Below are 26,851 nucleotides of genomic sequence, written 5' to 3' on the forward strand. Positions count from 1 at the left end.
TGAGAGACCCCACCTAAATTTAAACATGAAAACCCCTAACTTTATTCATGAAAAAGAGTCGAAGAAAATATATTCTCCGACCCCTTAAAATCAATCTAAAACTGTCAACCTATTTTAGGACGACTCACAACAAGTAATTCTACAATTTAGCTCGCTGAGCTTTAACCGTTGAATCCGTGATGAATTCATCGTAGGTCATCAATTTGTCTAAATAGCCATTTGCGCCTAATTCGATCACGCGATTCGCAACAGTATCCGTTAATTGGTGATCATGACAAGTGAATAAAATAGTTCCTGTAAATTCTACCATTCCATTATTCAGGGCCGTAATTGATTCCAAATCCAAGTGATTGGTAGGCTCATCGAATATACAAACATTCGCACCTGATAGCATCATGCGAGAGAACATGCAACGTTGCTTCTCCCCTCCTGAAATCACCGTACATTTTTTCAAGGCTTCTTCACCTGAGAATAACATACGACCTAAGAATCCACGAATAAAGCTTTCATCTTTTTCCACTGAATATTGACGCAACCAATCCACCAAATTCATTGAATCATCTTTGAAATAGGCCGCATTGTCATTTGGTAAATAAGTTTGAGTTGTTGTAACACCCCACTTAAATTCGCCAGATGTAGGTTTCGCTTCTCCCATTAAGATATCAAACAAAGCTGTGATAGCTAAGGAATCTTTGGCTAAGAATGCTACTTTATCACCTTTATTGATTGTAAAAGATACATTCGTAAATAATGGTACACCTTCCTCTGTCGTAGCCGATAAGTTTTCTACACTCAATAATTGATCTCCAGCTTCACGCTCAGGCTTGAAGTTAATGAATGGATATTTACGAGATGATGGCTTGATATCATCCACTTGCAATTTATCCAACATCTTTTGACGAGATGTCGCTTGTTTCGACTTAGCAACATTGGCCGAGAACCGACGGATAAACTCTTCTAATTCCTTCCGTTTTTCATCGGTTTTCTTATTCTGATCTTGACGTTGACGTGCAGCTAATTGAGACGATTCATACCAGAAAGTATAGGTACCCCCATACAATTGGATTTTCCCAAAATCTAAATCGGCGATGTGCGTACACACATTATCCAAGAAGTGACGATCGTGAGATACGACAATCACCGTATTTTTAAAGTTTTGCAAGAAACCTTCTAACCAAAGTATCGAATCGATATCCAAGTTATTCGTAGGCTCATCCAATAGGAGAATATCCGGATTTCCGAATAAAGCTTGGGCCAAAAGCACCTTCACTTTTTCGGAACCATTCAAATCTCGCAATAAAGTATAATGAATATCCTCTTTGATACCTAAACCACTTAATAAAGTAGCTGCTTCTGATTCTGCTTCCCAACCGTTTAATTCGGCAAATTCAGCTTCCAAATCCGCTGCTTTGTTTCCATCCGCTTCCGTGAAATCTTCCTTCATGTAGATGGCATCTTTCTCTTGCATGATATCATAAAGACGCTTATTTCCCATGATAACCGTTTGAAGAACAGGAAACTCTTCGTACTCGAAATGATTTTGCTTCAAAATCGACATACGCTCACCCGGATTCATCGAAACACTACCCGTTTGAGATTCAATTTCTCCTGACAAAATCTTCAAAAAAGTTGATTTACCAGCACCATTAGCCCCAATTAGACCATAACAGTTACCTTCGGTAAACTTGATATTTACTTCTTCAAATAACACTCTTTTCCCGAAGCGAAGGGAGACATTAGATACTGATAACATACGAATTGGATTAAATAGGGCGCAAAATTACGCATTTTGAGGCTAGAAAAAAATTCTATTTTTTATCTATTGTCCTATTTTTTTTGCAATTTCGGGCACTTTGAAAGAAAATGAACTTGCAAACTGATTTACATACGAATTCTCCACGAACAAGCACAAGCTTGCATTTGCAGGTAAGTGAACAAGGAATTCTTTTGCAAGAAGGTGGAATAATATCATGGAAACAGGCTTCTACAAGTCTTTCTAAAATCCTAAAAAATTCAAGTATTGATCCTACACAAGTTCAAACGCTTGTCATAGATGTAATTTATCCAGCTTTTTTATTACTCCCAGCCATCTATCATGATCCGCTTTATCGAATTGCTTTTCTAGAAAAAGCTTTAGGTGAACATTGTATGGATGGTCATGAATTACACGAGCAACATTGCCCAACGATTGAATCCATTTTGCTATTTCTGATTCCTAGTGTTTGGAAGGATCAATTAGCCATGTTATTTCCTTTGGCAAAGGTCCAATACAAACACCTTGTGGGTAATGAAATTTGTCGCACGAAACTCTATATTCATCCGAGAATTCAAATTTATTTGCAGGAGAATCATGCGTATGTGAACTATTACCAACACGGGAAGCTCCAATTATGTAATGTTTTCCCCTATGAACATGAATTAGCCCTAGCATATTATATTCATTCTATTCGGGAGACATTCGAAATCCAATGGAATCAAGAAACCATCCAATTGCAAGGACCTGGTGCGAATAATGACCAACTTATTGCTGATTTAACCCGACTGAATATCCCACTATCATGAAAAGAACGGCATTTTTCCCTGGCTCCTTTGATCCATTTACCAAAGGCCACGAAGACATTGTCTTGCGCGCATTGACTTTGTTCGACGAAATCGTGATAGGTATCGGTCAAAACTCGAACAAAAATCGCTATTTCAATTTGGAAAAAATGAAAGGTTACATTGAACAAACCTTTCATGGAAAACCCGTTCGAGTGGTAACGTATCAGAATTTGACGGCCAATGTAGCGAAGGAAGTGGGCGCTAAATTCATTATAAGAGGTTTACGCAATACAACGGACTTTGAATATGAAAACTCGATTTCGCAGGTAAACCGACATATCAACGAGGAATTAGAAACCGTATTTTTGATTACATCGCCTCACTTGGCACCCATAAGCTCGACAATTATCCGAGACTTACATCGTTACGGAAGCAAAATTGATCAATACCTTCCTTATACCTTAGATGGAATTTGAGTTTCTTGAAACTTAATCATCACGTAGCGTATTGAGGAATAGGTGTCTGAAACAGCCTTATTCATGGCTACGGGTCCCAACCATTCTACTTTTTCGATATTTTCTTCTACTTGAGGAATCAATTTAGCTATATGCTTGCTACGCATCGCATACCATTTGGTTTTCTTTAGAATGCGTTGGTTTTTATGCGAATAGGTATGAAAAGTGGTACAAACTTTATCCACTAAGGTTGCCTTCACATTACATTCCTCCTCTACTTCCCGAACAGCCGCTTTCTTAAACTTTTCATTTTTCTCCAATTTCCCTTTCGGCAAATCCCATTTACCCAAGCGATAAATCCACAAAACTTCATCTGCTTCATTTTGCACAACACCACCAGCAGCTTCGATGACGGTATATAAAGAACAAATCTTTTCTTTTAGCGCTTTCTTAATGCCCGTCAAGATATATAAAGAATGAAAATCAAAAGGCTTTTTCCCATGCAAGTCTTCGATAATTTTCCCCATTTCATCTACGCTCACATTCAAAAGACAGGTATGACCTTTGAAATCTGAAATTTTCACGGGCTTCAATCGCGCATCAATGATCACATCAAAATCCTCCATCGGGGGATAGCTATGTTTTTTCTTTCGATTAATTAATTTGATCGGGCGATCGTCGATAAAAATGACCATTAGGGAAATTTAATTTTGGCAAAAATAGAATTAAATAACGATAAGATAAGCCGAAAAAACTATTTTTGTATTTATATACTAGAAACGATATCGCATGTCCAATTTGACCATTTCACAAGAAGTTGCCCAGCATTTATTACGCATCAAAGCTATTCAATTACGTCCAGACCAACCGTTTACTTGGGCATCTGGCTGGAAATCACCAATTTACTGCGATAACCGAATCTCCTTATCCGATCCAGAAGCTAGAACTTATATCAAAAACAGCCTTTCTGCCGTGATTAAAGGCTATTTCAAAGATGTGGATGTCATCGCTGGCGTGGCAACAGCGGGTATCGCGCAAGGTGCACTTGTTGCCGATTTCCTAGATTTACCATTCTGCTACGTTCGCCCTGAGCCTAAGAAACACGGCATGGGAAACCAAATTGAAGGATTTGTTAAAGCTGGCCAAAAAGCCGTTTTAATCGAAGACTTAATTTCTACGGGTGGAAGTTCGTTGAAGGCGGCGGAAGCACTCCAACAAGCCGGCGTAGAAGTATTGGGAATGGCAGCTATTTTCACCTATGGTTTTGGAATCGCAGATGAGAATTTCCAAAATGCAGGCATTCCTTTGGTTACTTTATCCAATTACGATGTGCTCGTAGAGGAAGCAATCAAATTAGATTACATTTCAGATACGCAACTAGTGACTTTACAAGATTGGCGCGTGAACCCAAGTACTTGGGGCGTTTAATTTTTAATTCGATAAACATATCCAGGCAAGGCTTTGACCATGCCCTGGAATTCTAAATTAATCAAGGTGATCGCAATTTCGGTCACCTTTTTTTGTAGCTTCCAGGCCAATTCATCCAAGGGCATTTCCCCATTTTTAGCTAGTAAAGCCATCAATTCCGTTTCTGGTTCCGTCAAACGCGACCAACCTAGCTGTTTACTCGGTTTAATTTTATTCGGAATATTTCCCCAGTTCATTTGCTCACACAATTGATTAAAATCCGTATAAATAATCGCTTTATTCTTCTGAATTAATCGATTACATCCTTCCGAAAATAGTTTATCCAAATTTCCCGGAACAGCGAATACCTCCCGATGGTAATTATTCGCATAGTCAGCGGTAATTAGTGCCCCACCCTTTTCCGCAGCTTCCACCACCAAAGTCGCATCCGTCATTCCAGCAATGATCCGATTACGCAAAGGGAAAAACCGGGGATCCGGCTTTTCATGCAATGGATATTCGGAAATGATACCTCCGTTCAATAGCATACGATCGAGGTACTTTTTATGCTTAGCAGGATAAATATGATTAAATCCACCTGCCAACACAGCAATGTTAGGGATTTGGTGGTCAATGCAAGATTTGTGAACTTCCACATCAATCCCATAAGCCAAGCCACTAACAAATGTGACCTGAGCTCCCATAGATTCTTCTACAAGTTTTGTGGTAACACGCCTGCCGTAATCCGTTGCTTTTCGGGTTCCTACGACGGCCAACAAACATTCTGCGTTTAAATCAACGTTGCCTTGTTGGTATAAAATAATCGGAGCATCATAAATTTGCTTCAAGCGGTCCGGGTAGTCAACATCCTGATAAAATAAAACTCGAACATTGGACTGGTCACATGTTTTTATAATCTGTTCTGCTTCCTTGAGAATATGTGTTTGAAAAATCGATTCGGCTAAGACTGGGCCGATGTGTGGAATCTTTAATAAATCTGAACGATTAGCTGAAAATATCGAGGATGCTGATTCGAAATAAGACATCAGTCGGCGGGCATTCACAACACCAATCTGTGGAATACGCGATAAAGCAATTTGGTAAAACAATTCTGTTTGCATCGATTTCTATTTCGAGCCAAGTAACAGACGTTTTAATTCAAACCCTCGGAAATAACTTGTAAAAATTGACGAATATCAAGTAGTTGGTCAATCACCGCCTGATTCGGATTTTTAGGGCTACCGTTTTTCTTGATGGCCAACTTCGCTCCTTCAATAGTCAAACCTTGCTTATCGATAAGATCCACTAAAATAGCAATCTTTTCGATGTCGACCGGTGTGTATTTACGAATGCCTTTTCCCGTTCTTTTGGGCAATAAATGTGGGAATTGCGTTTCCCAATAGCGTAATTTAGACGTATTGACCTTGAAAAGGCTAGCAACTTCGGAAATGGAATAATATTGCTTGTCTAAATTCATAAAAGCCCTTATTTGGTTCAAAAATTCAGCAAAAAAAACTAATTTTGTGATTCTTGTTTAAACAAAAATAAAAAAGCTCGAGAATTAAACCAACCCATTACCAAAATAAGCGCATGACTTCACCGGAGATCCGCCAACAATTTTTAGAATTCTTCAAATCCAAAGGTCACTTAATCGTCCCTTCTGCCCCATTAGTGGCAAAAAATGACCCCACTCTTTTGTTCAACAACTCAGGAATGGCTCAGTTTAAGGACTTTTTCTTAGGCAACGGAACTCCCCCATCGAAGCGTATTGCGGATACCCAAAAGTGTTTACGCGTTTCTGGTAAGCATAATGACCTCGAAGATGTAGGATTTGATACGTATCACCACACGATGTTTGAGATGTTGGGCAACTGGTCATTTGGTGATTATTTCAAGCAGGAGGCATTAACATGGTCATGGGAATTATTAACAGAGGTATTTAAATTACCCAAAGACCGCATTTATGTGTCGGTATTTGAAGGTGACAAAAAAGATGGCGTTCCGTTCGATCAGGAAGCTTTTGATATTTGGAAAGCGATTGTTGGTGAAGATCGTATCATCTACGGTAACAAGAAAGATAATTTCTGGGAAATGGGTGAAACAGGTCCTTGTGGTCCTTGCTCGGAAATTCACATCGATTTACGTGATGCAGATGAAGTTGCCAAAGTATCTGGAAAATCCCTGGTGAATGCAGACCATCCTCAGGTAGTGGAGATTTGGAACAACGTGTTTATGCAATTTGAGCGTATGGCTGATGGATCATTAGTTCCATTGCCAAACAAACACGTGGATACGGGCATGGGATTTGAGCGTCTTTGCATGGCGATTCAAGGAAAGCAGTCCAACTACGATACGGACGTCTTCCAAGGCACGATTCAATACCTAGCACAAAAAGCAGGTAAACAATATGGAGATGAAAAATGGGCAGATATTGCGATGCGCGTTATTGCCGACCACATTCGTGCCATTGCGTTCTGTATTGCAGATGGCCAATTGCCATCAAATGCAAAAGCGGGCTATGTGATTCGTCGTATTTTACGTCGGGCCGTACGTTATGGTTACACCTATTTAGGCTTCAAAGAGCCATTCATGCATGAATTAGTGCCTTTGTTGGCCAAGCAATTCGCTGGCGTTTTCGATGAATTAATTGCTCAAGAAGCTTTTGTTGCTAAAGTGATTTATGAAGAGGAAGTATCTTTCTTACGCACGTTGTCGACAGGCTTAATTCGCCTTGACAAATTGATGGAAGATTGCAAAGGCAAAGTTCTTTCTGGTGATGATGTGTTTGAATTGAACGATACATATGGCTTCCCGATTGACTTAACCGCTTTAATTGCGCGTGAAAAAGGGTTGGATATTGATGAGGCAGGTTTCAACAAAGCACTTCAGGCGCAGAAAGATCGTTCACGTAAAGATGCTGGAGCAAGTGCTGAGGACTGGATGATCGTTCGTGAAGGCGAAGAGGTTTCATTCGTTGGATATGATGAAACGCAAACAGTTACTCAAGTTTTAAAATACCAAAAAGTACAAAACAAAGGTGGAGTACAATACAAAGTTGTCCTTGAAACCACACCATTCTATGCTGAATCTGGAGGGCAAGTTGGCGATACAGGAACATTAACTTTCAAGCCTTCAGGCATTACGCTTCAAGTCTTAGATACGAAAAAGGAAAATGACCTTATTGTTCATTTCGTTAGTGATGCCCGCATAGAGCAGGTAGCTGCGGATGCGGAAGTAATTGCATCGATCGATGTAAGTCGTCGGAGGACTATCACCCAAAATCATACCGCAACACACTTATTACAAGCAGCTTTACAAGAAGTGTTAGGAAATCATGTGGCACAGAAAGGTTCATTAGTAAATGAAGCCTTATTGCGTTTCGACTTTTCGCACTTTCAAAAAGTGACCGACGAAGAAATTCAAAAAATCGAGCAAATCGTCAATGCCAAAATTGCTGAGAACATTCCATTAATGGAAGAACGCAATGTTCCTATCGCGCAAGCGAAGGAGAAAGGTGCGATGGCTTTGTTCGGAGAAAAATACGGTGATTTTGTTCGCGTAATCACCTTTGACAAGAATTATTCCGTTGAACTTTGTGGAGGGACGCACGTACCTGCAACGGGTGAAATTGGACTTTGTAAAATCATTACAGAAACTTCCGTGGCGACGGGTGTGCGTCGGATTGAGGCGATTACGTCCCAACAAGCTTATGCGCTTTTGAGCGAACAAGAAGCTATTATTTCGGAATTAAATGCCTTACTAAAGGCACCGAAGGATTTAGTGAAAGCGGTGGCTAGTTTAATAGAACAGGCAAATAGCCTACAAAAAACGGTTGCCAACTATCAAGCCAAAGAAATTGGAGGTTTGAAAACGGGATTAATGAAGCAAATCGATGCAAAATCGGGTATCCCGGCGCTAATCCAACAGGTATCAGTTCCAACGGCGGATGCATTGAAGAATTTAGCATTTGATTTACAGACAGAGGCAGGATCTTTATTTTGCTTATTGGTGGCTGAAATTGAAGGCAAAGCAAGTTTAGCTTTGGCTATTTCCAAAGATTTGGTGGAAGCGAAATCCTTAAACGCAGGTACAATCGTTCGCGAATTAGCGAAAGAAGTACAAGGCGGCGGCGGTGGTCAAGCGTTCTTGGCGACAGCCGGTGGACAAAATCCTGCAGGATTAAACAAAGTACTTGAATTAGCTCAAAACTACTTATAGGATGTATCCATCCATTCCCTATGTATCCTTGGCAGAAGTATCTGAACAATTGGATACATGGGGAAGCTTAGGCATACCCTTCGTATTTTATATTAATTACGACGGCTCTCAGGCATGGGCTGGTTCGGAAAAAGAGGCCAATGCTTTGGGAATTCAATTTTCTATTCGTCAAGAAAATCCCCTGCATGCGGGTTCATTCAAATTTTCCAAAAGCCCCATATCGTTTGAAGTATACGAGTCAAAATTCAAACAAGTTCAAGCAGGCTTAAGACGTGGCGACAGTTTTCTAGTTAATTTAACAGCAGAAACGCCTATTGAAACCGATGCGAGTTTAGCTCAAATCTATCAAAACGCGAACGCACGCTATAAGCTACAAGTCCAAGAGGCTTTTGTTGTTTTCTCCCCTGAATGTTTTGTTCAAATTCGCGACCAAAAAATATATTCTTATCCGATGAAAGGTACATCTTCGGCGACTGAACAAGGCCCCAAAATGTTGCAAAATGACCCGAAGGAACAAGCAGAACATGCGACGATTGTAGATTTAATTCGAAACGACTTAAGTCAAATTGCCTTTCCTATCCACGTTGATCGTTACAAATACGTTGAAGAAATTAAGACCCATGAGGGAAATCTTTGGCAAATGTCATCCGTCATTTCGGGTGATATCATGCCCCAATTCCAGGGTAAATTAGGACAAATTTTACAAGCACTTTTACCTGCTGGATCTATTACTGGAGCACCAAAAGCATCAACGATGCAAATCATCAAGGATGCCGAAGCCTATGATCGAGGATTTTACACAGGGATCATGGGTAAATTTGATGGTAAAAATCTAGATTCAGGTGTCATGATTCGATTTATCGAACAACGAAGCCAACAAAAGATATTTAAAAGCGGAGGAGGAATTACCATCCAATCAGATCCGCAAAAAGAATACGAAGAATTAATTCAAAAAGTTTATCTCCCCTTTTAGCTATGTTCTCATTTTTAGAAACCATTTGCATCTCGAACGGCCAAGCTCAGCATGTTGACTACCATCAAATGCGTGTTAATGAAACCTTTGAGGCCTTTTTTTCAGAATGGGAACCGTTCGATGTTCAGGAGGAAATCGAGAAAATCGAATTACCTAAGGAAGGCATTCACCGACTGCGCATCACCTACAATGAAGATCCTCAAAGCATCGAAGTATTACCTTACGAAGCCAAAATCGTGAAGACATTCACGTTGGTTGATAGCGGTGAAATCGATTATGGATTCAAATGGGCAGAGCGCGGATTTTTCCAAAGTATTTTAAATGCGCATCCGGAAGCTGACGAAGTGATTTTCCATAAAGATGGGATTATTCAGGATTGTACCTTCGCGAATTTAGCCTTCCTAAAAGAGGGTATTTGGTATACGCCAGAGGCTCCTATGCATTGGGGCACAACTCGCGCGCGCTTGCTAGTCGAAGACCAAGTTGAAGAAACTGATATTTTGGTGGATGAATTAGACCAATACGAACGAATTTGCTTGATTAATGTATTTCGTCCTCTATCTATCGAAAACTCGATTGCCATCGCCGATGCAATTGTGTAATTTCACATTATGAGTAGCACCAAGAGTCCCGCTTTTTTATTGCATCAAAAATTCCCCTTTGAACCGACACCTTCGCAGGCGGAATTATTCAATAAATTAAGCACCTTCATTCTCAATGAGGACGAATGGGCTCCGTTGACATTCATTATTCGTGGTTATGCGGGAACGGGTAAAACAACGGTCATCTCCACGCTCATCAAGATTTTAGGTAGCTTTTCGTACAAAACGCAATTATTGGCACCTACCGGTCGGGCAGCGAAAGTCATGGCTAATTACTCCCAAAAAAAGGCCTCGACGATTCATAAGAAGATTTACCGACAAGTCAGTAATCCCAATTCGGGAGCTTTGGTATTCCAACGAATGAATAATTATGCCACAAACACGGTTTTTATCGTGGACGAGGCTTCCATGATTACGGATGAATCGGAATTTGGACAAAACAGTTTATTGACCGACTTAATTGAATATGTTTTCACGAATCCGGAAAATGGCCATACAGGCAATAAATTGATATTCGTAGGTGATACGGCTCAGTTACCTCCAGTAGGAAAAAGCCTATCGCCTGCCCTTTCCAAAGATTATATATCCGGGGAATTCCACATGGATGTCATGGACCATGAATTAATTGACGTCATGCGGCAAGACATTCATTCGGGGATATTATATAATGCGACCAATTTACGTGGCTTATTAGCGCACAATTCTACATCGATACAGTTTAATACCGCATCATTCAAAGACTTTTTTCGCATGACCGGTGAAAAGATGGAAGATGGGATGCATTATGCGTATCGGAAATTTGGCAAAGAAGATACCATCGTCTTAACGCGTTCGAATAAAAGTGCCGTTCAGTTCAACGAATTTGTTCGTCGGACGATATTGTATCAAGAAGACGAAATATCCTCAGGTGATTTACTAATGATTGTTCGCAACAATTATCACTGGTTGGACGAAGATTCACCGGCAGGATTTTTGGCCAATGGTGATTTTGTGGAGGTGCTAAAGATTAAGAAAGAAGAGGAAATGCATGGATTCCGATTTATGAATGTTGCTTTACGTTTATGTGATTATGAGGAACATCCAGAAATCGAAGCCAAAATCCTTTTAGACACCTTGCATTCAGCTGAATCAGCATTAGGAAAAGAAGGAAACAAAAAACTTTATGATTCCGTTTGTGAGGATTATGCTCATATTACAAAGAAAAAAGAACGATTAGAGGCGATTCGCAAGGATCCATATTTGAATGCACTTCAGGTCAAATTTGCCTATGCATTGACTACGCACAAATCACAAGGTGGTCAATGGAAAGCCGTTTTTGTGGAACAGGGTTATTTAAAAGATGACCAAATTGATGCTGAATATATCCGCTGGCTCTATACAGCCATCACGCGTGCTACACATGAATTATTTCTAGTCAACTTCCATGAACGCTTCTTTAATTAAGCTTAGAAGTCGCCAAGGAATCATTTTCAGAATCCAATAAACTATCTGATTCAAAATAATGCATCAAATCTCCTAAGATTGCATGGAGTTGGCTTAATTTTTCATCCCCTATTACGGTTGAAATCTCTTGATCTACTTTCGTCCGACAAACATGCAAGGCTTCAATGAATGCAGATCCTTGTGAGGTTTTTTGAATTAAACTTGCCCGTTGATCCGTCGGATGTTTAATACTTTGAAGAAACCCTTTTTCAATTAATTCTTGTACAAGCTTACTCATAGCTTGTTTGGTCACACGGACTTTTTTGGCAATTTCTGCAGCCGTCGTCCCATCCTCTTTTAAGTTCATCATCACCATCAGGTGACCTACTTTAAAATCATTATAGCCCAATTCAGCCAAATAACGAGCATTTAGCGCCTTAATAATACGATAAGACTTGGCAAATAGTCGGGAAAGAAAAATTTGTGAATCCTCACGCGCTTCATTCATAACGCAAATTTAACGATATAATTTAGTCAACCAAATTGACTTTATTAAAAATTCATGTAGCTTTGCAACAAATTAGACAAGATGACTGACACTCCGAAACCCAAAAAAAACTTACCTAAAATCATTTTAGGAACTATTGTTCTTGTAGGCGCATTTTACGGCTATACGAAATATCGCCATGCTACTACACACGAAGAAACAGACAATGCACAGATTGAAACCTACTTTGTGCCCATTTTGCCGCGCGTAGCTGGTTTCGTTAAAACCGTGAATGTACACGATTACGAGCAAGTGAAGCAAGGTGCTGTATTGGTTGAAATTGATTCGGAGGAAGCTAAATTAGCTTTATCCGAAATGGAAGTAGATTTAGAACAAGCGCGCATTGATGTAACCATTGCAAAAGCGAACTTGCTTAGTTTACAAAAAGCGATTGTGGCACAACAAGCTCAAGTGAAAACGGCAGACTATTTAAAGTCGAAAGCAGAACGCGATTTAACTCGCAATGGCGAACTAGAGAAAGCAAAAGCAATTACGCACCAACAATATTTAGATTCGAAAGATCAAGTTGAATTAGCGAACATCAAATATTATGGCGCGATCGACGAAATCACAAGTACAAAATCCAAATTAGCGATTCAAGAATCTGCTGTGAAGCGTGCGGAGAATTTGGTAAAAAACAAGGAGGTAAAAATCGCCCAACAAAAATTAAAATTGGGTTATTACCAAGTATTAGCCCCTGTTTCCGGTAAAATTGGCAAGAAAGCCATTGAGCCTGGACAATTCATCCAAGTATCACAACCTTTAATGACGATTGTTGATAACAATACGTTCTGGGTCGTAGCGAACTTCAAGGAAACACAAGTTCAACATTTACGTGCGGGCATGGAAGCCGATTTAACCATCGATGCCTTCCCAAATGAGAAGATAAAAGGAAAAGTCGTTTCTATTTCAGAATCTACTGGTGCAAAAACTTCTTTATTGCCTCCAGACAATGCTTCAGGAAACTTTGTAAAAGTAACCCAACGTATTCCTGTTAAAATCGAAATTACAGATTTAGCGAAATACAAAGCGATGTTACGTGCTGGGATGTCTTTGGAAGTTTCTATCCCATTGAACTAATTCTATGGAGCGCCCGAAAGGATTTGCCAAATTTATTATCGTCATAACCACCATTACGGCTGCCGTGATGGAGTTATTGGACACGACTATTGTCAATGTGGCCCTGAATCAAATATCAGGGGCATTAGGAGCAACCATCGAAGATATCGCATGGGTAATTACTAGTTATGCGATTGCGAACGTGGTGATTATTCCTATGACCGGATTCCTAGGCGAATACTTTGGTCGGAAAAATTACTACTTAGGATCCATGATTCTCTTTGGTATAGCCTCCTATTTTTGTGGCATGAGCGATGGATTGTGGGAACTTGTTTTCTGGAGATTCATCCAGGGTATTGGTGGAGGAGCCTTATTATCCACTTCTCAAGCCATCTTATTTGATGCTTTTGAACCTGAGGAACGCCCCATGGCATCCGGATTTTTCGGTATGGGAATTATCTTAGGACCCTCATTAGGTCCCGTTTTAGGTGGCTATTTAGTGGACAATTTTCACTGGTCTGATATTTTCCTTGTTAATATTCCTATTTGTATCGTCGCTGTCATTTTGACGCTCGTTTACATTGATCGGAAGGAAGGCGAAGGAGCGAATCGACGAAACATGAAAATCGACTATCCTGGAATTCTTTTCCTGATGGTTGCCGTAGGTGGACTACAATTCATGTTGGAAAAAGGAGAATCTGAAGGTTGGTTTGATTCCAAATTAATCAACACGTGCGCCGTACTTTTCGTAGGTGGCTTAGCTGCGTTTATTTACCAAGAGTTGAATACCAAACAACCTGTGGTTAACCTTCGAATATTCCAAAATCAAACCTTTACCATGAGCTCGATATTCACGCTCGTGGGTGGATTTGGATTATTTACGTCGGTATTCGTTTATCCGATCATGGTCCAACGAATCAATGGATTAACACCCACTGAGACAGGTTTATCCCTAATGGTTCCGACGTTCTTAGGTGTATTCTTATTCCCGGTGATTGGTCGGGCCCTTTCCAAAGGCGCCAAACCACTTCCCTTTATGGTTTTTGGCATATTAATCTACATTGTATTTGGGTTTATTGGAGGGGAATCCACGAGTGATATGGGCCGTTGGGACTTTTTTCCCATGCAGATGCTGCGTGTGATCGGGGTTTCTTGTTTACAAATGCCCTTGATAAATCAAGCCGTTGCTGGATTAAAACCGCAAGAATATGCCTCAGGGATTTCGTTGACGAATATGATTCGCCAACTCGGTGGAGCTTTTGGTATTGCGGTTGCCAACAATTATGCAACGACGAGAGCGGCACAACATCGGAGTGATTTATTAGCCAATGTAACGGCAGAGAATCCGTTATTCCAACAGCGTTTTCAAGGCATTAGCCAGACACTCGCTCAGAAGACAGGGGAAATTCAGCGCGCGAGCGAAATGGCTTACAAACAGATCGATCTTATTGTAACGAAGCAGGCCTATTATTTGGCTTATTTAGATACCTTCCGCTTAGTATCGATCATTTTTATCTTGATATTCCCATTCGTATTCTTGATAAAAACGCCTAAGAAAGACAAAAAAGAAATTGAAAAAATATTAAAAGCCAGTGAAGAGGCTCATTAATGCTATGAAGAAAATTGCCTTATTAATTTTTGCCACATTTAGTTTACAAGCGCAAACCAATGCAGATTTATCCGCTTTGGTGAAAAAGGCTTTAGACTATGCACCAGCGTTAAAAGCGCAAAAAACACAATTGCGTATTGGAGACACAAAAACGCTACTCCAACAATCCCTAGACAAACCTACGATTGCTTATGAGGCGGGTATCACACGCGTAGACCCTGTTTCCAAAGCAACCTTTGCGATGGGTGGAGCGCCGGCGGTTTTGCAGTTTCAACCCAATATGAATTACAATACGAATTTCGTGGCCAGCCAGACGCTATATGATTGGGGGAAGAACAAAATAGCCATCGAAAAAAGCCAGTTGGAAACTCAATTAAGCAAAACGCAAATAGAACAAAGCGCTTTCGGTATCGCTTACCAAATCGCAACGATTTATCATCAAATTCTATTCTTGCAAAATGTATTGCGAATCCAGCAATCGGAATTGGTTCGCATTAAATCTCAATCGGCAATTGTAGAGCAGCAATTGAAATTAGGCGAGGCTTTGCAATTGGATGCCATGAGCCTTCGTATTCGCATTCAAAATCAAGAAACGAAGATTGGCGAAACAGATACGCAATTGAACAAATTAACAGATTACCTGGAAACTCAAACAGGTCAATCCGTAAAAGAACTTATTAAGCCTATCCAAGGCAGCATTCAATCGACTGAGACAATCAGTAACAATCCGATATTTGCATCATTGAATGCAGAACATGCCGTGCTCCAACAAGAAATCAATTTGCAAGAAAAGGCGAGTGCTCCTACCCTTTCGGGTGCTGCAAGCTTAGGTTTACGCAATGGTTATTTGCCACGTATTAATGGCGAGGTGCCAGCTTTTTCAGATGATTTTAAAATCAACACGATGGTCGGCTTAAAATTAAATGTGCCCATCTATTCAGGAAAACGTGCTTCACTGCAGAAAAATATCGCTCAAATTCAACAAGAGCGAATTGCATTACAAAAAGAGGATGCTAACACAAAATTAGCTTACGAACAACGTCAAGGGGAAGCGAATACGAAAACGATCTTAGCGAAATTGGCAACTCAACACCAATTGATTGAGCAAGCTAAATACGCGTACCAATTAGGCGAAGCACGCTACAAAGAAGGAACGATTAAGCAGTTGGAATTAGATCAAATTCAAAACACCTTGGAAGAAGCCCAATTGCAAGAGGAAAATTTCAAATTGCAATTGAACCTCCAACAATTGGACTTGTTAAAAACCAAGGGTGTTAAATTCTGGGAATTATAATTTGAAAAGGGCTTTTAAACCTGCATCTATCAATTGACCGTTTTTCAAAGTGAGGCCTTTATTCAGGGCCTCATTTTTGTTACAAGCATTTTCCCAGCCTTCGTTGGCAATCAATAAAGCATAAGGCAAGGTGGCTTGGGTTAAAGCTTGTGTAGAGGTTTGAGGAACGGCACCAGGCATATTTGCTACACAATAATGTTGAATTCCATCAACCAAATAAACTGGATTTTCATGCGTAGTAGGTTTACATGTTTCAATACAGCCACCTTGATCTACAGCTACGTCAACTAACACAGTTCCAGGCTGCATACGCGATAAATCACTTTTTTTGATGAGATGTGGAGCTTTGGCGCCATGTAGTAATACTGCACCAATCACTAAATCCACTTGTGGCAAATGCTCTTGAATGGCGAATTCCGTAGAATATTGGGTTGCTACATTCGCTGGCATGACATCGCTCAGGTAACGTAAACGCGCCAAATTGGTATCCATGATGGTCACATTAGCTCCTAATCCTGCAGCCATTTTCGCGGCTTGCGTACCTACGACACCACCACCCAAAATCAATACATTAGCAGGTTTGACACCAGGAACACCCCCCAACATTTTCCCTTTGCCACCTTGCGGTTTACCTAAAAAATAGGCTCCAACTTGGATTGCCATGCGACCAGCAACTTCCGACATAGGTGTTAATAGTGGTAGGCTTCGGTCCGCTAGCTCAACCGTTTCATAGGCAATACAAATTGCTTTTGATTGAATCATGGCTTCCGTAAGTTCACGAGAGGCCGCGAAGTGGAAATAAGTAAATAGGATTTGACCCGATTTAATTAAAGGAAATTCAGCAGCAAGCGGCTCTTTCACTTTAATGATCATATCGCCTATCTCGTAGATAGCAGCAGCTGTAGGTAAAATATGAGCACCAACCTTTTGATAAGCCTCATCAGGGAAACCTGAACCCAAACCAGCAGCGGTTTCTACATAAACCGAATGACCTGCTTGGATCAAACTTTGTGCACCGGCAGGCGTTAAACCTACGCGAAACTCTTGAATCTTAATTTCTTTTGGAACAGCGATTTTCATAGGATGTTGATTAAAAAAAGAACGGCCAACAGAAAAATCCGCTGGCCGTTACCTTTGATGAAGTATAATACGATACAAATATAGCACAAGCAACAAATATTTTGGATATTAACCTATAAATAAGAAATTAATACGGCAATCAAATAATTACACAAAAAATATTACTTTTACTACGTAATTTATTACTGATAAACCGAAAACTTTATGGCAAAAAATCAACAACTAGATGATCTAGATATTAAAATATTAAAAATAATTCAGGAAAACAGCCAAAAAACACTCAAGGAAATTTCAGAACAGGTTAATCTCTCGTTGAGCCCCACACACGACCGTGTAAAACGCTTAGAATCAGATGGATACATTAAGGGATATGTCGGTTTATTAAATCGCAAAAAGCTCAATTTAGGTTTACTCGTACATTGCCAGGTAACCTTGGAGAAACAAACCAGTCAGAACTTTAGTGAATTCGAAGCAGCTATTAAGGCCTTTCCTGAGGTTATTTCATGCCATTTGGTATCAGGGAACTTTGATTACTATTTAAATGTTCTGAGTGCTGATGTAGAAAGCTATAACCGCTTTTACCAAGAAAAATTAGCGGTATTGCCATCCGTGGCACACATCAGTAGTTTATTTGTTATGGATGAAATTAAGTCGACAACCGCATTGCCCTTAATTTAATTTGTATCTTTGTTATTCATTTGGGATCGACCGGTTTTGACAGCTTATGTAGGTCGGTTGTAAGCACGTCGGGAGTTGGAGGCATTTCCTGTTAAAAAAACCTTCGAATTATAGCTGGCAATACTTCGTATGCCATGGCTGCTTAGTCTGATAGACTAACCAATTGCCATCGTTCCACCCCGGCCAAACTCTGCCGCTAGGGAAGCTGGAGCGTCGACCATGCAGAGTCGGTGAATGCGATTTCGCTAAGCGTTCACTAGTATCCAGCGGATAAGTGTTCAATAAGGTCTGATCTGAACCTGTTGGGCATCGAAAATTGATCAAATCTAAACGTGTAGAAAGCTTCCGGTTTCTAGGTTTGGACGAGGGTTCGAATCCCTCCGATTCCACAAAAAAAAGCCCCATTGTCAGGGGCTTTTTTAATTTAATTTCTTTTCGTCATCCAATAGCCGAGCCATATTCCGGTAAGGCCCCAACCCACAATCGCGTCAATCAATTGTGCACGCAAATCAAAAACAGGATACCAAATGTGTTCCGTGTAGGAAATATTGCTGAAGGCGATAAATCCAACTACAATACTTAAACTTAAAATCGTTTGTTTGCTTGGCACTTTCAGTCGATTGATAATCCAAATCAATAAGAATGCCAACAAAATATTAACAGCCAAGCCGCGAAGCATATTGGAATTCATATCCACTTCATAGGCTTGATAATATCGCACCATTGCCCAGGGTTTACCTTGAATCGACTTGGTAAAAGACTCCATTTGATCCATGGATAATTCATCTTTCATCCGAGGTAATATATACCCACCTGGCTCCTTAATATGCGTTTTAAGGGCTGCCAACACAGAATCTTGACCTGCAGAATATTTCTGATTTGGCTCGTGTAAATTGAATGCCATGTGGGACAATGCCTGCCAAACAAACAGTATCAAGCCGCCCACAAAAGCTCCAAGTAAATTCTTTTTCATGTAAATAATTGTTAGTTATCGGTAAAATTAGAATATTCGTTCTATTTTAACTACAAAATATCCAATTATTTACCGAAACCTTCGACTCGAACTGGCCAGATGGCAGGAAAGCCAACAAATTGATTATCACCCATTTGACCTCGAGCTAAGAAAGCCAAACTTGTCAACAAACCTCCATTCCCGGGCAAATACAAACGAAGGCGCTTATCCTGATAATTATGGCCATTCACTAAATACATATTCTTTTCTTGTGGTGCGAGCAATAAATTAATTGCCAAGTCGGCATCTTTCAATCGAATCGCCGTCATCGCCATCAAGGGATAATCCCAGCCCCATGTACTTGGCCAATTCCAAGTTTTCAATACTTTATCCAACGTAATTCGCATTTTTAACGTATCCGTTGTTGGCAAGGGATCAAGCATCCCCATGGCTCCTAATACAGCAGGGTGATCCGATACAAAACGTGGATTCTGGAAACCATCACCTATTCCAGCTGCTGCTTGGTAAATACCTTCATTTTCAGGCAATGTAGGAAAGTGCGCTAAAGCATGAGCCCAATTCTTATCTGCCTTTAATCCCAATCGTAGCCTCCAAGCTTGGGCCTTTTGCAAGCCTTGAAACCAATGAGCCAATTCCAAAGGTGCATTATACGTACTTGCATAAGGCAATGATTCTTGCGCGGGAATAAAACCTGGCCCTAATTGATATTCCTGTTTTTCTTTATTCCAATGCATCAGCGAATACATGCCTTGGGCTGTTTCATTCACTAATTTGAAATACCGTTTCTGAAAAGCCAAAGGCTTTCCTTTGGCAATTAAATCCAACATATCAATGATATGCGGTTGCTGCCACAATAAAAATGAGCCTACCGACGAAGGTGACTCTCCCCCATCTGGATCCGTCATTTTCTGCCAACGAACTCCCGCAAAACCTTGTCGACGAGCTAAAGCCTCTGCCTTCTTAAAATTCTTCAAATACCAGGGCAAAGATTTCGCCAATAAATCAGCCTTTCCCCAATAACCAAAATGCATCACATGCCACCAAGTCATTTCCAAATGCGGTCGGCCGTACCAGGAATTATAAGTCAAACCTGTCTCTTGCGGCGGTTCCGTGCCGGTCGATTGAATCTTAGTCAAATACATGGATAAGATCATCCGACGCTCTAATTCCTTTGCGCGGTGATCTTTCACATCGCCAAAATCAATCATCCCACCTGAATTCCAATAACGAACATAGGCCTTATGATTTGTTTCACGAGCACGCGCGAAACTGACAGGTATATTTTGACCAAAGCTTACTTGAAGCTCCACTTCATTATTTGCATTCGTAAGTATTTCATATTGATGTGGCGAAACTTGAGCTGCTTTCAGACCAACATTTGCTCGGATATAGGTTGAATATTGTAGTTGATCTAAGACATGCTTAAAAGCAAATATATTGGAATGTAGTCTACGCATTTGGCTCCTATGGCCTGCCGACTGGTATAGCACCCCTTCATCTAAAAATTGTTGGCTTGGAAATGGGAAATCTAGATAAAAGCGTAATTGGCCTGTTTCAAACAAATGAGATTTCACTCGTACATGCACATCGTCGGTATTTTGAGATGAAAATGTAATTACATCCACGGGTACCCCTTCCACCTCAAAATGAGACAAAATTTCACCAGTATAGGGATTCAATTGCTGTGAAATACTTTGTAAATCTTTTAATCCGAGTAGCTTTCCTGCTTTTGAAAAGATGCGAAAACCGACATGCCCCAAATGAACTCGATGCGGATTTTGCCGAAAATATTCGGTTGCTGAATCTTTACGAGCATTTTGATGCCCCTGCAAAGCATAGGATACATTTCTGCCAGCATATAAGGCATTTCGAAAGGTTTCGGATCGCTTAAAATGTGATGTATTGGGAAAAGCATGCCAGCCCCAGGTACTTTGCGTTCCTAATGGGATTCCTTGGGCATACGCTGTAGGAAAAGATTGCAAACCCGTGATATCCACCGTGAAAGCAAAAGATCCGTTTCCTACGGATAATGAAGCTAAGGTATCAGCAGAATTTATTTGAACAACATGGCGTTCCACCACATTTCGTCGATCTATCTTCTGCCCAAAACAAGCAAAAGAAAGGAGTATAAGTGGCAGCCAGCGCATCTTATTTCGCGCGGATTAACTCGGATCCTGCCAATAAAAAACAACCTAAACCAAAATCTTCGAAATTGGGCACATGGTCAAAGGTAACCGGTTGGGAATCTTTAGGCTCCTTTCCTGTCCCCTGCACATAGCCTAAAAACCCATTTGGATGTACACAGGTTGACATTCCTTTCCAAGCTTTATCAATGACTGTTTGATATTTTTGAGCTGGCAAAATACCCTTTCTAACGCCCCAAGCCATTCCATAAACAAACAGCGACGTTCCTGTTAATTCTGGACCGCCGAAATCCGTGGGATCTTTCAAACTCACATTCCAAAACCCATCTTGACGCTGCAAAGCAGGCAGGGCTTGCGAAAGAGCGATAAAATCAGCTAAATATTCCGCCCGATGCGGATCATTTTGTGGTAATAAGTCCAAGGTTCGAACCAAAGCCGCATAGACCCAAGCACTTCCGCGAGACCAATAACAATTCGCCCCATTGGGCTCCTTATAAGGCGGAACAAAGTCCTTATCGCGCCACCATAATTTTTCCTCAGGATTATATAAACCGTTTCCACCATGTTTGTATTTGGTATAGGCATACAAATCATACATCTTTTGGAAGTAGCGCGGATCCTTGTAAATCACCCCTAAACGCGTATAAACAGGCATGCTCATCTGCAAACAATCAATCCAAGACCAATCGTCGGCCTTTGTCGTTGCCACCATGTTATCAATATTCTCTTTGATTGGCTTAATACGTGTTGAATCACGTTGCATCAAGAACAGGTCCATATACACTTGGCCACAGGCTTGATCATCCGCATTACGCGTTTTAGCACCATTGCGTAAACTCCACTGATGAAAATTCCCCCAGTCGACCATGTATTTCAAGTCGGAAGCTTTAGGATCCAATTTATATAGCTCCATCAATCCTTCATAATACACCGCGCGCGTCCAAATATTGGATGGTCGGATTTTATCAGGACTCACGATGGGTTGCCCCACATCCGGCCATTTTTGTTGGAAATAACGATTCGCCAAATGCATCTTTTGCAAGACCTCCTTTTTACTCGGTTTGGCAAACACCATGCCTAGAGGCAATAAAATCAATATAAAGAGTTTTTTGTACATCTTATTCAAAGTAAAAAACGGATGGGATGTCGATGGCCACGGGAGAATTATCCGGGTTCGTCAACATGATATCCCGCATGAATTTCCACCATTTTTGCATCACGGGATGCGCGGGTAAGGAGTCCAACAAAGCTAAATCAGGCGCTTCCAAATAGGCAAAAAGCGTCAAGGTCTTTTCATCCAAGAAAATAGAATAGTGCTGAATACCGACGGATTTCAGGAGTTTGGCCAAATCAGGCCAAATTTCATCATGTCTTTTTTTGTATTCCGCTTCGAAACCCGGAAGCAAGAACATTTTAAAGGCTTTTCGCTGCATGGAATATCATTTTCCAATAAAGGCTAAGCCGAAGGTTTTTTACTGATTGATTTGGGTTTCAAAGGCAGCTAATGCCGCATCATCAAAATTCAAATGCGTTACAAATCGGATGTATTGCGGACCGAAAGGAGCACAACGAATTCCTTTGGCCTTTAAAGCAGCCACCTGCTCATTAGCTTGAATTCCTTCTTTTAATCGAACAATCACAATATTCGTCACCACCGGCAAAATGCTGTCAACCCAAGGTAAATTCGTACAAATCTTGGCGATAGCTGCCGCTCGTGCATGATCTTCCTTCAAACGTTCTACTTGGTGATCCAAAGCATAGATACCAGCCGCAGCTAAAAGACCAGCTTGGCGCCAACCGCCTCCTAAGCGCTTCCGAACTCGGCGCGCTTTTTTGATAAAATCCTTTGAACCTATTAACACGGAGCCTATGGGGGCACCCAAACCTTTGGATAAACAGATCGAAATAGTATCAAACCAGGCACCGAACTGTGAAGGCGTTTGACCCGTCACGGCCATGGCATTGAAGATACGTGCGCCGTCAAGGTGTAAAGGGATTTGCGTTTGCCGACAAAAATCCGATATCGCTTGCAATTCATCAGAACTGTAGACGCTTCCTCCTCCTTTGTTAACTGTATTCTCTAAACTTATTAGACGACTTTCGCATGCATGGATATCATCTGGAGAAATAGCCTCAGCAATTTGGGAAACGGTTAATCGGCCTAAATCACCTTTCAGCAATTTTACAGAAGCGCCCGCATTCGCCATAATTCCACCACCCTCGTACAAATAAATATGACTTAATTCATCGCAAATCACTTCTTGCCCTTTGCTCACATGAACAGAAATGGCAATTTGATTACTCTGAGTTCCTGACACACAAAATAAGGCAGCTTCTTTGCCGAACATCTTGGCCACCTTTTCCTCCAGCGCATTTACAGTTGGGTCCTCCCCAAAAACATCATCCCCAAGCGGCGCCTGCAACATAGCTTCTCGCATGCCGGGTGTAGGTAAAGTAAATGTATCACTGCGTAATTCAATTTCCATCTTAAAACTGTTTAAGGAAAGACAATTTAGTCAAAAATGTTTGCTCGTGCTGCTTGTTTAAGTCTGCACCTGTATAATTCAATTGATTAAACACCAAATAAACATAAGACAAGGGTTGGTATTCCCAAGCAAAACGCAAATTCAAGGCATTTAAATCATCGGTCGTATTCTTTTGATAAAATCCAATTAATTGGATGCGGGGATTAATCGCAAGACGTGTTTCCAACATCAACAAATTCACTTCTTTGGTTTCACGAGCTACTCCCATTTGCTCAAATTTGCTCCAATTCCAAGATAATCCAAGGTTGATATGGGGAATAGGTGCAATGCGAAATTTAGAATCCACTGATTGTAACGACCCATTATAATAGCCACCCCAACCATATTCGGCAGAACCTGAATATTTAGCACTCGGATCGCTAGCAAGCAAAATCCCTTTCCGAACATAAGAATAATTCCCAGGTAAAATGGTGATACCAACCGGAGTAAAGTTTTCTTCTAAATGTTGCTGCGCGGCTTCCGCATAAATCCCGATGGCACCGCCATTTTGTAAACCTAGCCACATGGGACTACCCATAATCCGTTGTTCAACCAAGTTACCGGTTTTCAAACTATGGTAGAATTCGGTATAAATTCCCGGAGCCCAAAAACGAATCATCGAAGGCATCCAGGGTTTCCGGATGTTAAATTCAAAGCCTTGCGAATTTGACATGATATTGCTCCGGGAAACAAAGCCCATCGCAGGTTTGTATTGATCTGTTACGACCGTATGTGTCCAATAGGCCGTCGTAAAATTCCCCTTGTAATAGAACTGGGCATATTCAGCCAAACCGGTTTGGCCTGTTTTGGATTCTTGCGTCGTGGAAACCATGCCACTGAATGATAACACATCATTGAAGCGAACGAAACCGTCGATCGAGCTCGTTGTTTGCTGGTTGGTCGGTGAAATTTTCGATGTCAAAACCCCTCCAATTCGACTGTTACTTCCAAGATTCTCGGAATATCTGGCTACACCAAAATTCGTAAATGGATCACCATCCCCTTCGCCTTGACGTATAAGCATTGCTCCTACGTTGCGTTTTTCAGAACGATAAACAATGCGTGAACCAGCAATAATGGGAATGGCTTGTGCTTGAGCATCTAATCCAATCGACCGACTAAAAAACGGCTGAATGTACATCGATCCCCCAATCACCTGATCCATAGGTGCTAATCCTGCAGAAAACAAGGATGCGTTTTCAAGAAAGAATTGCCTACGTTCTGGAAAAAATACCGAAAACCTCGAAATATTATTGACTTGTCGGTCTACATCCGCTTGCGCAAAATCCGTATTAAACGTAAAATCCATCACCGAAGTTGGACTGATTGCCCACTTGACCTCTCCTCCTAATTTCGCTTGAAATCCAGAACCCTCATTATCTTGATGGGTATTCGTCAATAAATACGGGATAAATCGAATATTAGTCGCTGTAGGTGGTGGAGGAACTATTCCCTTTAATTTTCCCGCATAATCCATACGCAAAGGACTCATCGAACGCGGGTGAGGTGACCAAACTGTCATTTCATTGCTCGACCTGCGAACCCGAAAAAAATTGATTCCCCAATCTTGAACTTGGTCTTTTTGCGTTTTGGGATAGCGTAAGGTTTGCCAAGGAATCGCAAACTCAGCCACCCATGCGGTATCACTTCGATGCGTCCGAACACGATATAATCCATCCCAGTTGATATCAAACTGTCGGTCGTCAAAAGACAACAAATCTCGCTGAGCCCCATATGCATTCGACTGCAAGACCAATGCATTTCGTTTATCTTGAAAACCGTCTATCGCTATGCCAAAAAGATCATTTTCTATGAATTCATAATCCCGCTTTAGATTGGGAGCACGAAATTTATTCCGACCAATCGTATCATGCAAAATAGCCCCTACGTATAAATACTGATGATTATAAACTACCCGAACCTCGGTCTTAAAACTTGCCTTGTTGCCTTGAAAGGGCTCGACTTGGTAATCCAAATAAGTTACAGCTGCCTTTTTCCAAATAGATTCATCTAAGTGACCGTCCGCTTTAATAGCTTCATCCATGTGTAATGGATGATATTCAACAGGCTTTTCTGCGGGAGAAAAGACGGTTTGGGCAGTTACGGTTGTACTGATCAACAAGAAAATGTAGATCTTTTTAAGCATAATTTGATGAAGTAAAAAACAAAGGTAATCAATACCTAGGAAGGTCTCTATCCGTTATTCACCGCTTTTAACCGTACAGCCAAAGAAATTGTGCGAATTAGTATCGGCAACAAGGGGAAAACAAGTGTCCAAGATTCCGTTAGGCACCATACAAATCCTATACAAGCAAATAGGGCCATTACTTGATTATAACGTTTCCAAGCTGGATTTTTGGCGAACCAAAAGACCAACGGAAATTGTAAAGGAAACAACACCAATGAGGCAGGATTCCAACCCATAACGATGTGGTCGGTACCTACAGCCAGGAAAAACAAAAACAGGCCTAATAAACCATAAACGGTATACAAAACCACGTCAAATGCATAAGTACCTCGTGGTGATTTCCAGGAGAAAAATAGGGCTAAAAGACTCAACAGACTCAAAAGAGTAAATGGCCCAAACCAATCAAAACCAGCTTCTGTTGATGCAGGAGCCTGATATAATGCCAAAGGTTCATCGGCGATAGGCTGTCCACCGCGACGAGCTAATTTCGTAGCTTCGAAAAAATTATCTGGCAAATAACAAGACTGAGAAGCTGATGCAATTACATTGGCAGGAACACCTAAAGCTAAATTCATCCCAATCGCTTCCCAGGAGTTGGCATTCAAATAGACATTCATCCAATCTCGATAAGATTTACCTTGAATCTGCTTATACGCATCCCACGCATAGGCTTTTCCTGAAACTGCTTCTACCTGATCGCGAATCCGCGTGGCACAATTATCGTAAAAGAACTTGTAAGAATACTCCCGATTTTCGGGCAAAAGGTTGGTTTCCAATCGATTAAAAATCAAATCTTTTTCTGAAGGACTCAAGTGCAAAACCTGCATATTGACCGTCCGATGTTCCACTTGGCCATAATAATCCAAAATGGTCTGCATGGAATTGACCGAAATCGTATAAGGCAAAGTACCCTTCAAGAATTTCCAATAGAAATATTCCGTATCAAAATCAAAAGTACCATAACTATACACCCGATCGATGCCATTGTTAGGATCCTGAATCCAAATGGATGAATGCCCAAAAACGGAATACAGATCTTTTCCTGGAGCGATTGTAATCAAGGAAACTTCTGCCTGTGGGCTTAATTGAGCCTGTAAACCAAAAGATACCAACAACAAAAACAGCAACTTTTTCAT

General features: G+C 40.9%; 24 protein-coding genes and 1 other RNA gene. 12 read left to right on the top strand and 13 right to left on the bottom strand.

Annotated features, from left to right (window positions below):
- Positions 1-139: 139 nt before the first annotated feature.
- Positions 140-1,753, bottom strand: coding sequence for an ABC-F family ATP-binding cassette domain-containing protein (locus tag V7S75_RS10825; protein ID WP_459513833.1), 1,614 nt, complete (start codon positions 1,751-1,753; stop codon positions 140-142).
- 110 nt (positions 1,754-1,863) lie between these two features.
- On the opposite strand from V7S75_RS10825, the gene V7S75_RS10830 reads away from it, so the two are divergent.
- Both V7S75_RS10830 and coaD read left to right on the top strand, forming a co-directional pair.
- A complete protein-coding gene (locus V7S75_RS10830; RefSeq protein WP_459513834.1) occupies positions 1,864-2,562 on the top strand; it encodes a DUF3822 family protein in 699 nt (232 codons plus the stop codon).
- Positions 2,559-3,017, top strand: a complete 459-nt coding sequence (coaD, locus tag V7S75_RS10835) for a pantetheine-phosphate adenylyltransferase (RefSeq protein WP_377976332.1) — start codon at positions 2,559-2,561, stop codon at positions 3,015-3,017. The genes V7S75_RS10830 and coaD overlap by 4 nt, the downstream gene beginning before the upstream one ends.
- On the opposite strand, the gene V7S75_RS10840 is transcribed toward coaD, so the two are convergent.
- Entirely contained in the window at positions 2,996-3,691 is a 696-nt protein-coding gene (locus V7S75_RS10840) for an NUDIX hydrolase (protein WP_459513837.1), read from the bottom strand. The genes coaD and V7S75_RS10840 overlap by 22 nt on opposite strands.
- 94 nt (positions 3,692-3,785) lie before the next feature.
- Between V7S75_RS10840 and pyrE the strand changes: the two genes are divergently transcribed.
- A complete protein-coding gene (gene pyrE / locus V7S75_RS10845) occupies positions 3,786-4,424 on the top strand; it encodes an orotate phosphoribosyltransferase (RefSeq protein ID WP_377976335.1) in 639 nt (212 codons plus the stop codon).
- On the opposite strand, the gene dprA is transcribed toward pyrE, so the two are convergent.
- Together dprA and V7S75_RS10855 are read right to left on the bottom strand one after the other, a co-directional pair.
- Positions 4,421-5,524 carry a DNA-processing protein DprA gene (dprA, locus tag V7S75_RS10850; RefSeq protein WP_459513838.1) on the bottom strand — a complete coding sequence of 368 codons (1,104 nt, stop codon included), beginning with the start codon at positions 5,522-5,524 and terminating at the stop codon, positions 4,421-4,423. The genes pyrE and dprA overlap by 4 nt on opposite strands.
- A gap of 32 nt (positions 5,525-5,556) precedes the next feature.
- Positions 5,557-5,880 carry a MerR family transcriptional regulator gene (locus V7S75_RS10855; protein ID WP_377976339.1) on the bottom strand — a complete coding sequence of 108 codons (324 nt, stop codon included), beginning with the start codon at positions 5,878-5,880 and terminating at the stop codon, positions 5,557-5,559.
- Between the two features lie 113 nt (positions 5,881-5,993).
- Here V7S75_RS10855 and alaS point away from each other — a divergent pair, with 113 nt between their 5' ends.
- The 4 genes from alaS to V7S75_RS10875 are packed head-to-tail and all read left to right on the top strand — an operon-like array spanning position 5,994 to position 11,639.
- Positions 5,994-8,621: an alanine--tRNA ligase gene (gene alaS, locus V7S75_RS10860; protein ID WP_459513840.1), complete on the top strand. Its 2,628-nt coding sequence runs from the start codon at positions 5,994-5,996 to the stop codon at positions 8,619-8,621.
- A 1-nt stretch (position 8,622) separates the two neighbouring features.
- Positions 8,623-9,594, top strand: coding sequence for an aminodeoxychorismate synthase component I (locus tag V7S75_RS10865; RefSeq protein ID WP_459513842.1), 972 nt, complete (start codon positions 8,623-8,625; stop codon positions 9,592-9,594).
- 2 nt (positions 9,595-9,596) lie between these two features.
- Positions 9,597-10,196: an aminotransferase class IV gene (locus tag V7S75_RS10870; protein ID WP_459513844.1), complete on the top strand. Its 600-nt coding sequence runs from the start codon at positions 9,597-9,599 to the stop codon at positions 10,194-10,196.
- A gap of 9 nt (positions 10,197-10,205) precedes the next feature.
- A complete protein-coding gene (locus V7S75_RS10875) occupies positions 10,206-11,639 on the top strand; it encodes an ATP-dependent DNA helicase (protein ID WP_459513846.1) in 1,434 nt (477 codons plus the stop codon).
- Here the strand turns inward: V7S75_RS10875 and V7S75_RS10880 are convergent.
- Positions 11,632-12,126, bottom strand: a complete 495-nt coding sequence (locus V7S75_RS10880; protein WP_459513848.1) for a MarR family winged helix-turn-helix transcriptional regulator — start codon at positions 12,124-12,126, stop codon at positions 11,632-11,634. The genes V7S75_RS10875 and V7S75_RS10880 overlap by 8 nt on opposite strands.
- Before the next feature lie 81 nt (positions 12,127-12,207).
- Here V7S75_RS10880 and V7S75_RS10885 point away from each other — a divergent pair, with 81 nt between their 5' ends.
- Genes V7S75_RS10885 through V7S75_RS10895 form a run of 3 tightly spaced genes read left to right on the top strand, consistent with a single transcriptional unit; the run spans position 12,208 to position 16,127 of the window.
- Positions 12,208-13,245, top strand: coding sequence for an HlyD family secretion protein (locus tag V7S75_RS10885; protein ID WP_459513849.1), 1,038 nt, complete (start codon positions 12,208-12,210; stop codon positions 13,243-13,245).
- A gap of 4 nt (positions 13,246-13,249) precedes the next feature.
- Complete coding sequence (locus tag V7S75_RS10890; RefSeq protein WP_459513851.1) at positions 13,250-14,833, top strand: DHA2 family efflux MFS transporter permease subunit; 1,584 nt, start codon at positions 13,250-13,252, stop codon at positions 14,831-14,833.
- A 4-nt stretch (positions 14,834-14,837) separates the two neighbouring features.
- Positions 14,838-16,127: a TolC family protein gene (locus V7S75_RS10895; RefSeq protein WP_459513853.1), complete on the top strand. Its 1,290-nt coding sequence runs from the start codon at positions 14,838-14,840 to the stop codon at positions 16,125-16,127.
- Here V7S75_RS10895 and ald read toward each other — a convergent pair.
- Entirely contained in the window at positions 16,122-17,207 is a 1,086-nt protein-coding gene (ald, locus tag V7S75_RS10900; protein WP_459513855.1) for an alanine dehydrogenase, read from the bottom strand. The genes V7S75_RS10895 and ald overlap by 6 nt on opposite strands.
- 204 nt (positions 17,208-17,411) lie before the next feature.
- Here ald and V7S75_RS10905 point away from each other — a divergent pair, with 204 nt between their 5' ends.
- Together V7S75_RS10905 and ssrA are read left to right on the top strand one after the other, a co-directional pair.
- Positions 17,412-17,885 (top strand): Lrp/AsnC family transcriptional regulator, encoded by a 474-nt coding sequence (locus V7S75_RS10905; RefSeq protein WP_459513857.1) that lies wholly within the window; start codon positions 17,412-17,414, stop codon positions 17,883-17,885.
- Between the two features lie 22 nt (positions 17,886-17,907).
- Positions 17,908-18,277: a transfer-messenger RNA gene (gene ssrA, locus V7S75_RS10910) on the top strand.
- A gap of 32 nt (positions 18,278-18,309) precedes the next feature.
- Here the strand turns inward: ssrA and V7S75_RS10915 are convergent.
- The 7 genes from V7S75_RS10915 to V7S75_RS10945 all read right to left on the bottom strand — a co-directional run bounded on the left by V7S75_RS10915 (position 18,310) and on the right by V7S75_RS10945 (position 26,851).
- Positions 18,310-18,858, bottom strand: a complete 549-nt coding sequence (locus V7S75_RS10915; protein ID WP_459513859.1) for a hypothetical protein — start codon at positions 18,856-18,858, stop codon at positions 18,310-18,312.
- A 65-nt stretch (positions 18,859-18,923) separates the two neighbouring features.
- The gene (locus V7S75_RS10920) at positions 18,924-21,005 is read right to left on the bottom strand and encodes a hypothetical protein (RefSeq protein ID WP_459513860.1); all 2,082 of its coding nucleotides are present in this window, start codon (positions 21,003-21,005) and stop codon (positions 18,924-18,926) included.
- 1 nt (position 21,006) lies between these two features.
- Positions 21,007-22,119, bottom strand: a complete 1,113-nt coding sequence (locus V7S75_RS10925; RefSeq protein ID WP_459513862.1) for a glycoside hydrolase family 88/105 protein — start codon at positions 22,117-22,119, stop codon at positions 21,007-21,009.
- Position 22,120: 1 nt separating this feature from the next.
- Complete coding sequence (rhaM, locus tag V7S75_RS10930; RefSeq protein WP_459513864.1) at positions 22,121-22,435, bottom strand: L-rhamnose mutarotase; 315 nt, start codon at positions 22,433-22,435, stop codon at positions 22,121-22,123.
- A gap of 39 nt (positions 22,436-22,474) precedes the next feature.
- Positions 22,475-23,488: a threonine aldolase family protein gene (locus tag V7S75_RS10935; RefSeq protein WP_459513866.1), complete on the bottom strand. Its 1,014-nt coding sequence runs from the start codon at positions 23,486-23,488 to the stop codon at positions 22,475-22,477.
- A gap of 1 nt (position 23,489) precedes the next feature.
- Positions 23,490-25,673, bottom strand: a complete 2,184-nt coding sequence (locus tag V7S75_RS10940) for a carbohydrate binding family 9 domain-containing protein (protein ID WP_459513867.1) — start codon at positions 25,671-25,673, stop codon at positions 23,490-23,492.
- Positions 25,674-25,720: 47 nt separating this feature from the next.
- A complete protein-coding gene (locus V7S75_RS10945) occupies positions 25,721-26,851 on the bottom strand; it encodes an Lnb N-terminal periplasmic domain-containing protein (protein WP_459513869.1) in 1,131 nt (376 codons plus the stop codon).

It is taken from the genome of Aquirufa sp. TARAVU-A1A (genome assembly GCF_054558675.1).

Coding starts and splice junctions, on each gene's coding strand:
- V7S75_RS10870 (WP_459513844.1), top strand. CDS start 9,597: ATGTTCTCATTTTTAGAAACCATTTGCATCTCGAACGGCCAAGCTCAG.
- V7S75_RS10925 (WP_459513862.1), bottom strand. CDS start 22,119: ATGTACAAAAAACTCTTTATATTGATTTTATTGCCTCTAGGCATGGTG.
- V7S75_RS10945 (WP_459513869.1), bottom strand. CDS start 26,851: ATGAAAAAGTTGCTGTTTTTGTTGTTGGTATCTTTTGGTTTACAGGCT.
- V7S75_RS10890 (WP_459513851.1), top strand. CDS start 13,250: ATGGAGCGCCCGAAAGGATTTGCCAAATTTATTATCGTCATAACCACC.
- V7S75_RS10825 (WP_459513833.1), bottom strand. CDS start 1,753: ATGTTATCAGTATCTAATGTCTCCCTTCGCTTCGGGAAAAGAGTGTTA.
- V7S75_RS10830 (WP_459513834.1), top strand. CDS start 1,864: ATGAACTTGCAAACTGATTTACATACGAATTCTCCACGAACAAGCACA.
- pyrE (WP_377976335.1), top strand. CDS start 3,786: ATGTCCAATTTGACCATTTCACAAGAAGTTGCCCAGCATTTATTACGC.
- V7S75_RS10885 (WP_459513849.1), top strand. CDS start 12,208: ATGACTGACACTCCGAAACCCAAAAAAAACTTACCTAAAATCATTTTA.
- V7S75_RS10840 (WP_459513837.1), bottom strand. CDS start 3,691: ATGGTCATTTTTATCGACGATCGCCCGATCAAATTAATTAATCGAAAG.
- V7S75_RS10875 (WP_459513846.1), top strand. CDS start 10,206: ATGAGTAGCACCAAGAGTCCCGCTTTTTTATTGCATCAAAAATTCCCC.
- V7S75_RS10915 (WP_459513859.1), bottom strand. CDS start 18,858: ATGAAAAAGAATTTACTTGGAGCTTTTGTGGGCGGCTTGATACTGTTT.
- V7S75_RS10920 (WP_459513860.1), bottom strand. CDS start 21,005: ATGCGCTGGCTGCCACTTATACTCCTTTCTTTTGCTTGTTTTGGGCAG.
- V7S75_RS10855 (WP_377976339.1), bottom strand. CDS start 5,880: ATGAATTTAGACAAGCAATATTATTCCATTTCCGAAGTTGCTAGCCTT.
- V7S75_RS10865 (WP_459513842.1), top strand. CDS start 8,623: ATGTATCCATCCATTCCCTATGTATCCTTGGCAGAAGTATCTGAACAA.
- rhaM (WP_459513864.1), bottom strand. CDS start 22,435: ATGCAGCGAAAAGCCTTTAAAATGTTCTTGCTTCCGGGTTTCGAAGCG.
- V7S75_RS10940 (WP_459513867.1), bottom strand. CDS start 25,673: ATGCTTAAAAAGATCTACATTTTCTTGTTGATCAGTACAACCGTAACT.
- V7S75_RS10895 (WP_459513853.1), top strand. CDS start 14,838: ATGAAGAAAATTGCCTTATTAATTTTTGCCACATTTAGTTTACAAGCG.
- V7S75_RS10905 (WP_459513857.1), top strand. CDS start 17,412: ATGGCAAAAAATCAACAACTAGATGATCTAGATATTAAAATATTAAAA.
- V7S75_RS10935 (WP_459513866.1), bottom strand. CDS start 23,488: ATGGAAATTGAATTACGCAGTGATACATTTACTTTACCTACACCCGGC.
- coaD (WP_377976332.1), top strand. CDS start 2,559: ATGAAAAGAACGGCATTTTTCCCTGGCTCCTTTGATCCATTTACCAAA.
- alaS (WP_459513840.1), top strand. CDS start 5,994: ATGACTTCACCGGAGATCCGCCAACAATTTTTAGAATTCTTCAAATCC.
- dprA (WP_459513838.1), bottom strand. CDS start 5,524: ATGCAAACAGAATTGTTTTACCAAATTGCTTTATCGCGTATTCCACAG.
- V7S75_RS10880 (WP_459513848.1), bottom strand. CDS start 12,126: ATGAATGAAGCGCGTGAGGATTCACAAATTTTTCTTTCCCGACTATTT.
- ald (WP_459513855.1), bottom strand. CDS start 17,207: ATGAAAATCGCTGTTCCAAAAGAAATTAAGATTCAAGAGTTTCGCGTA.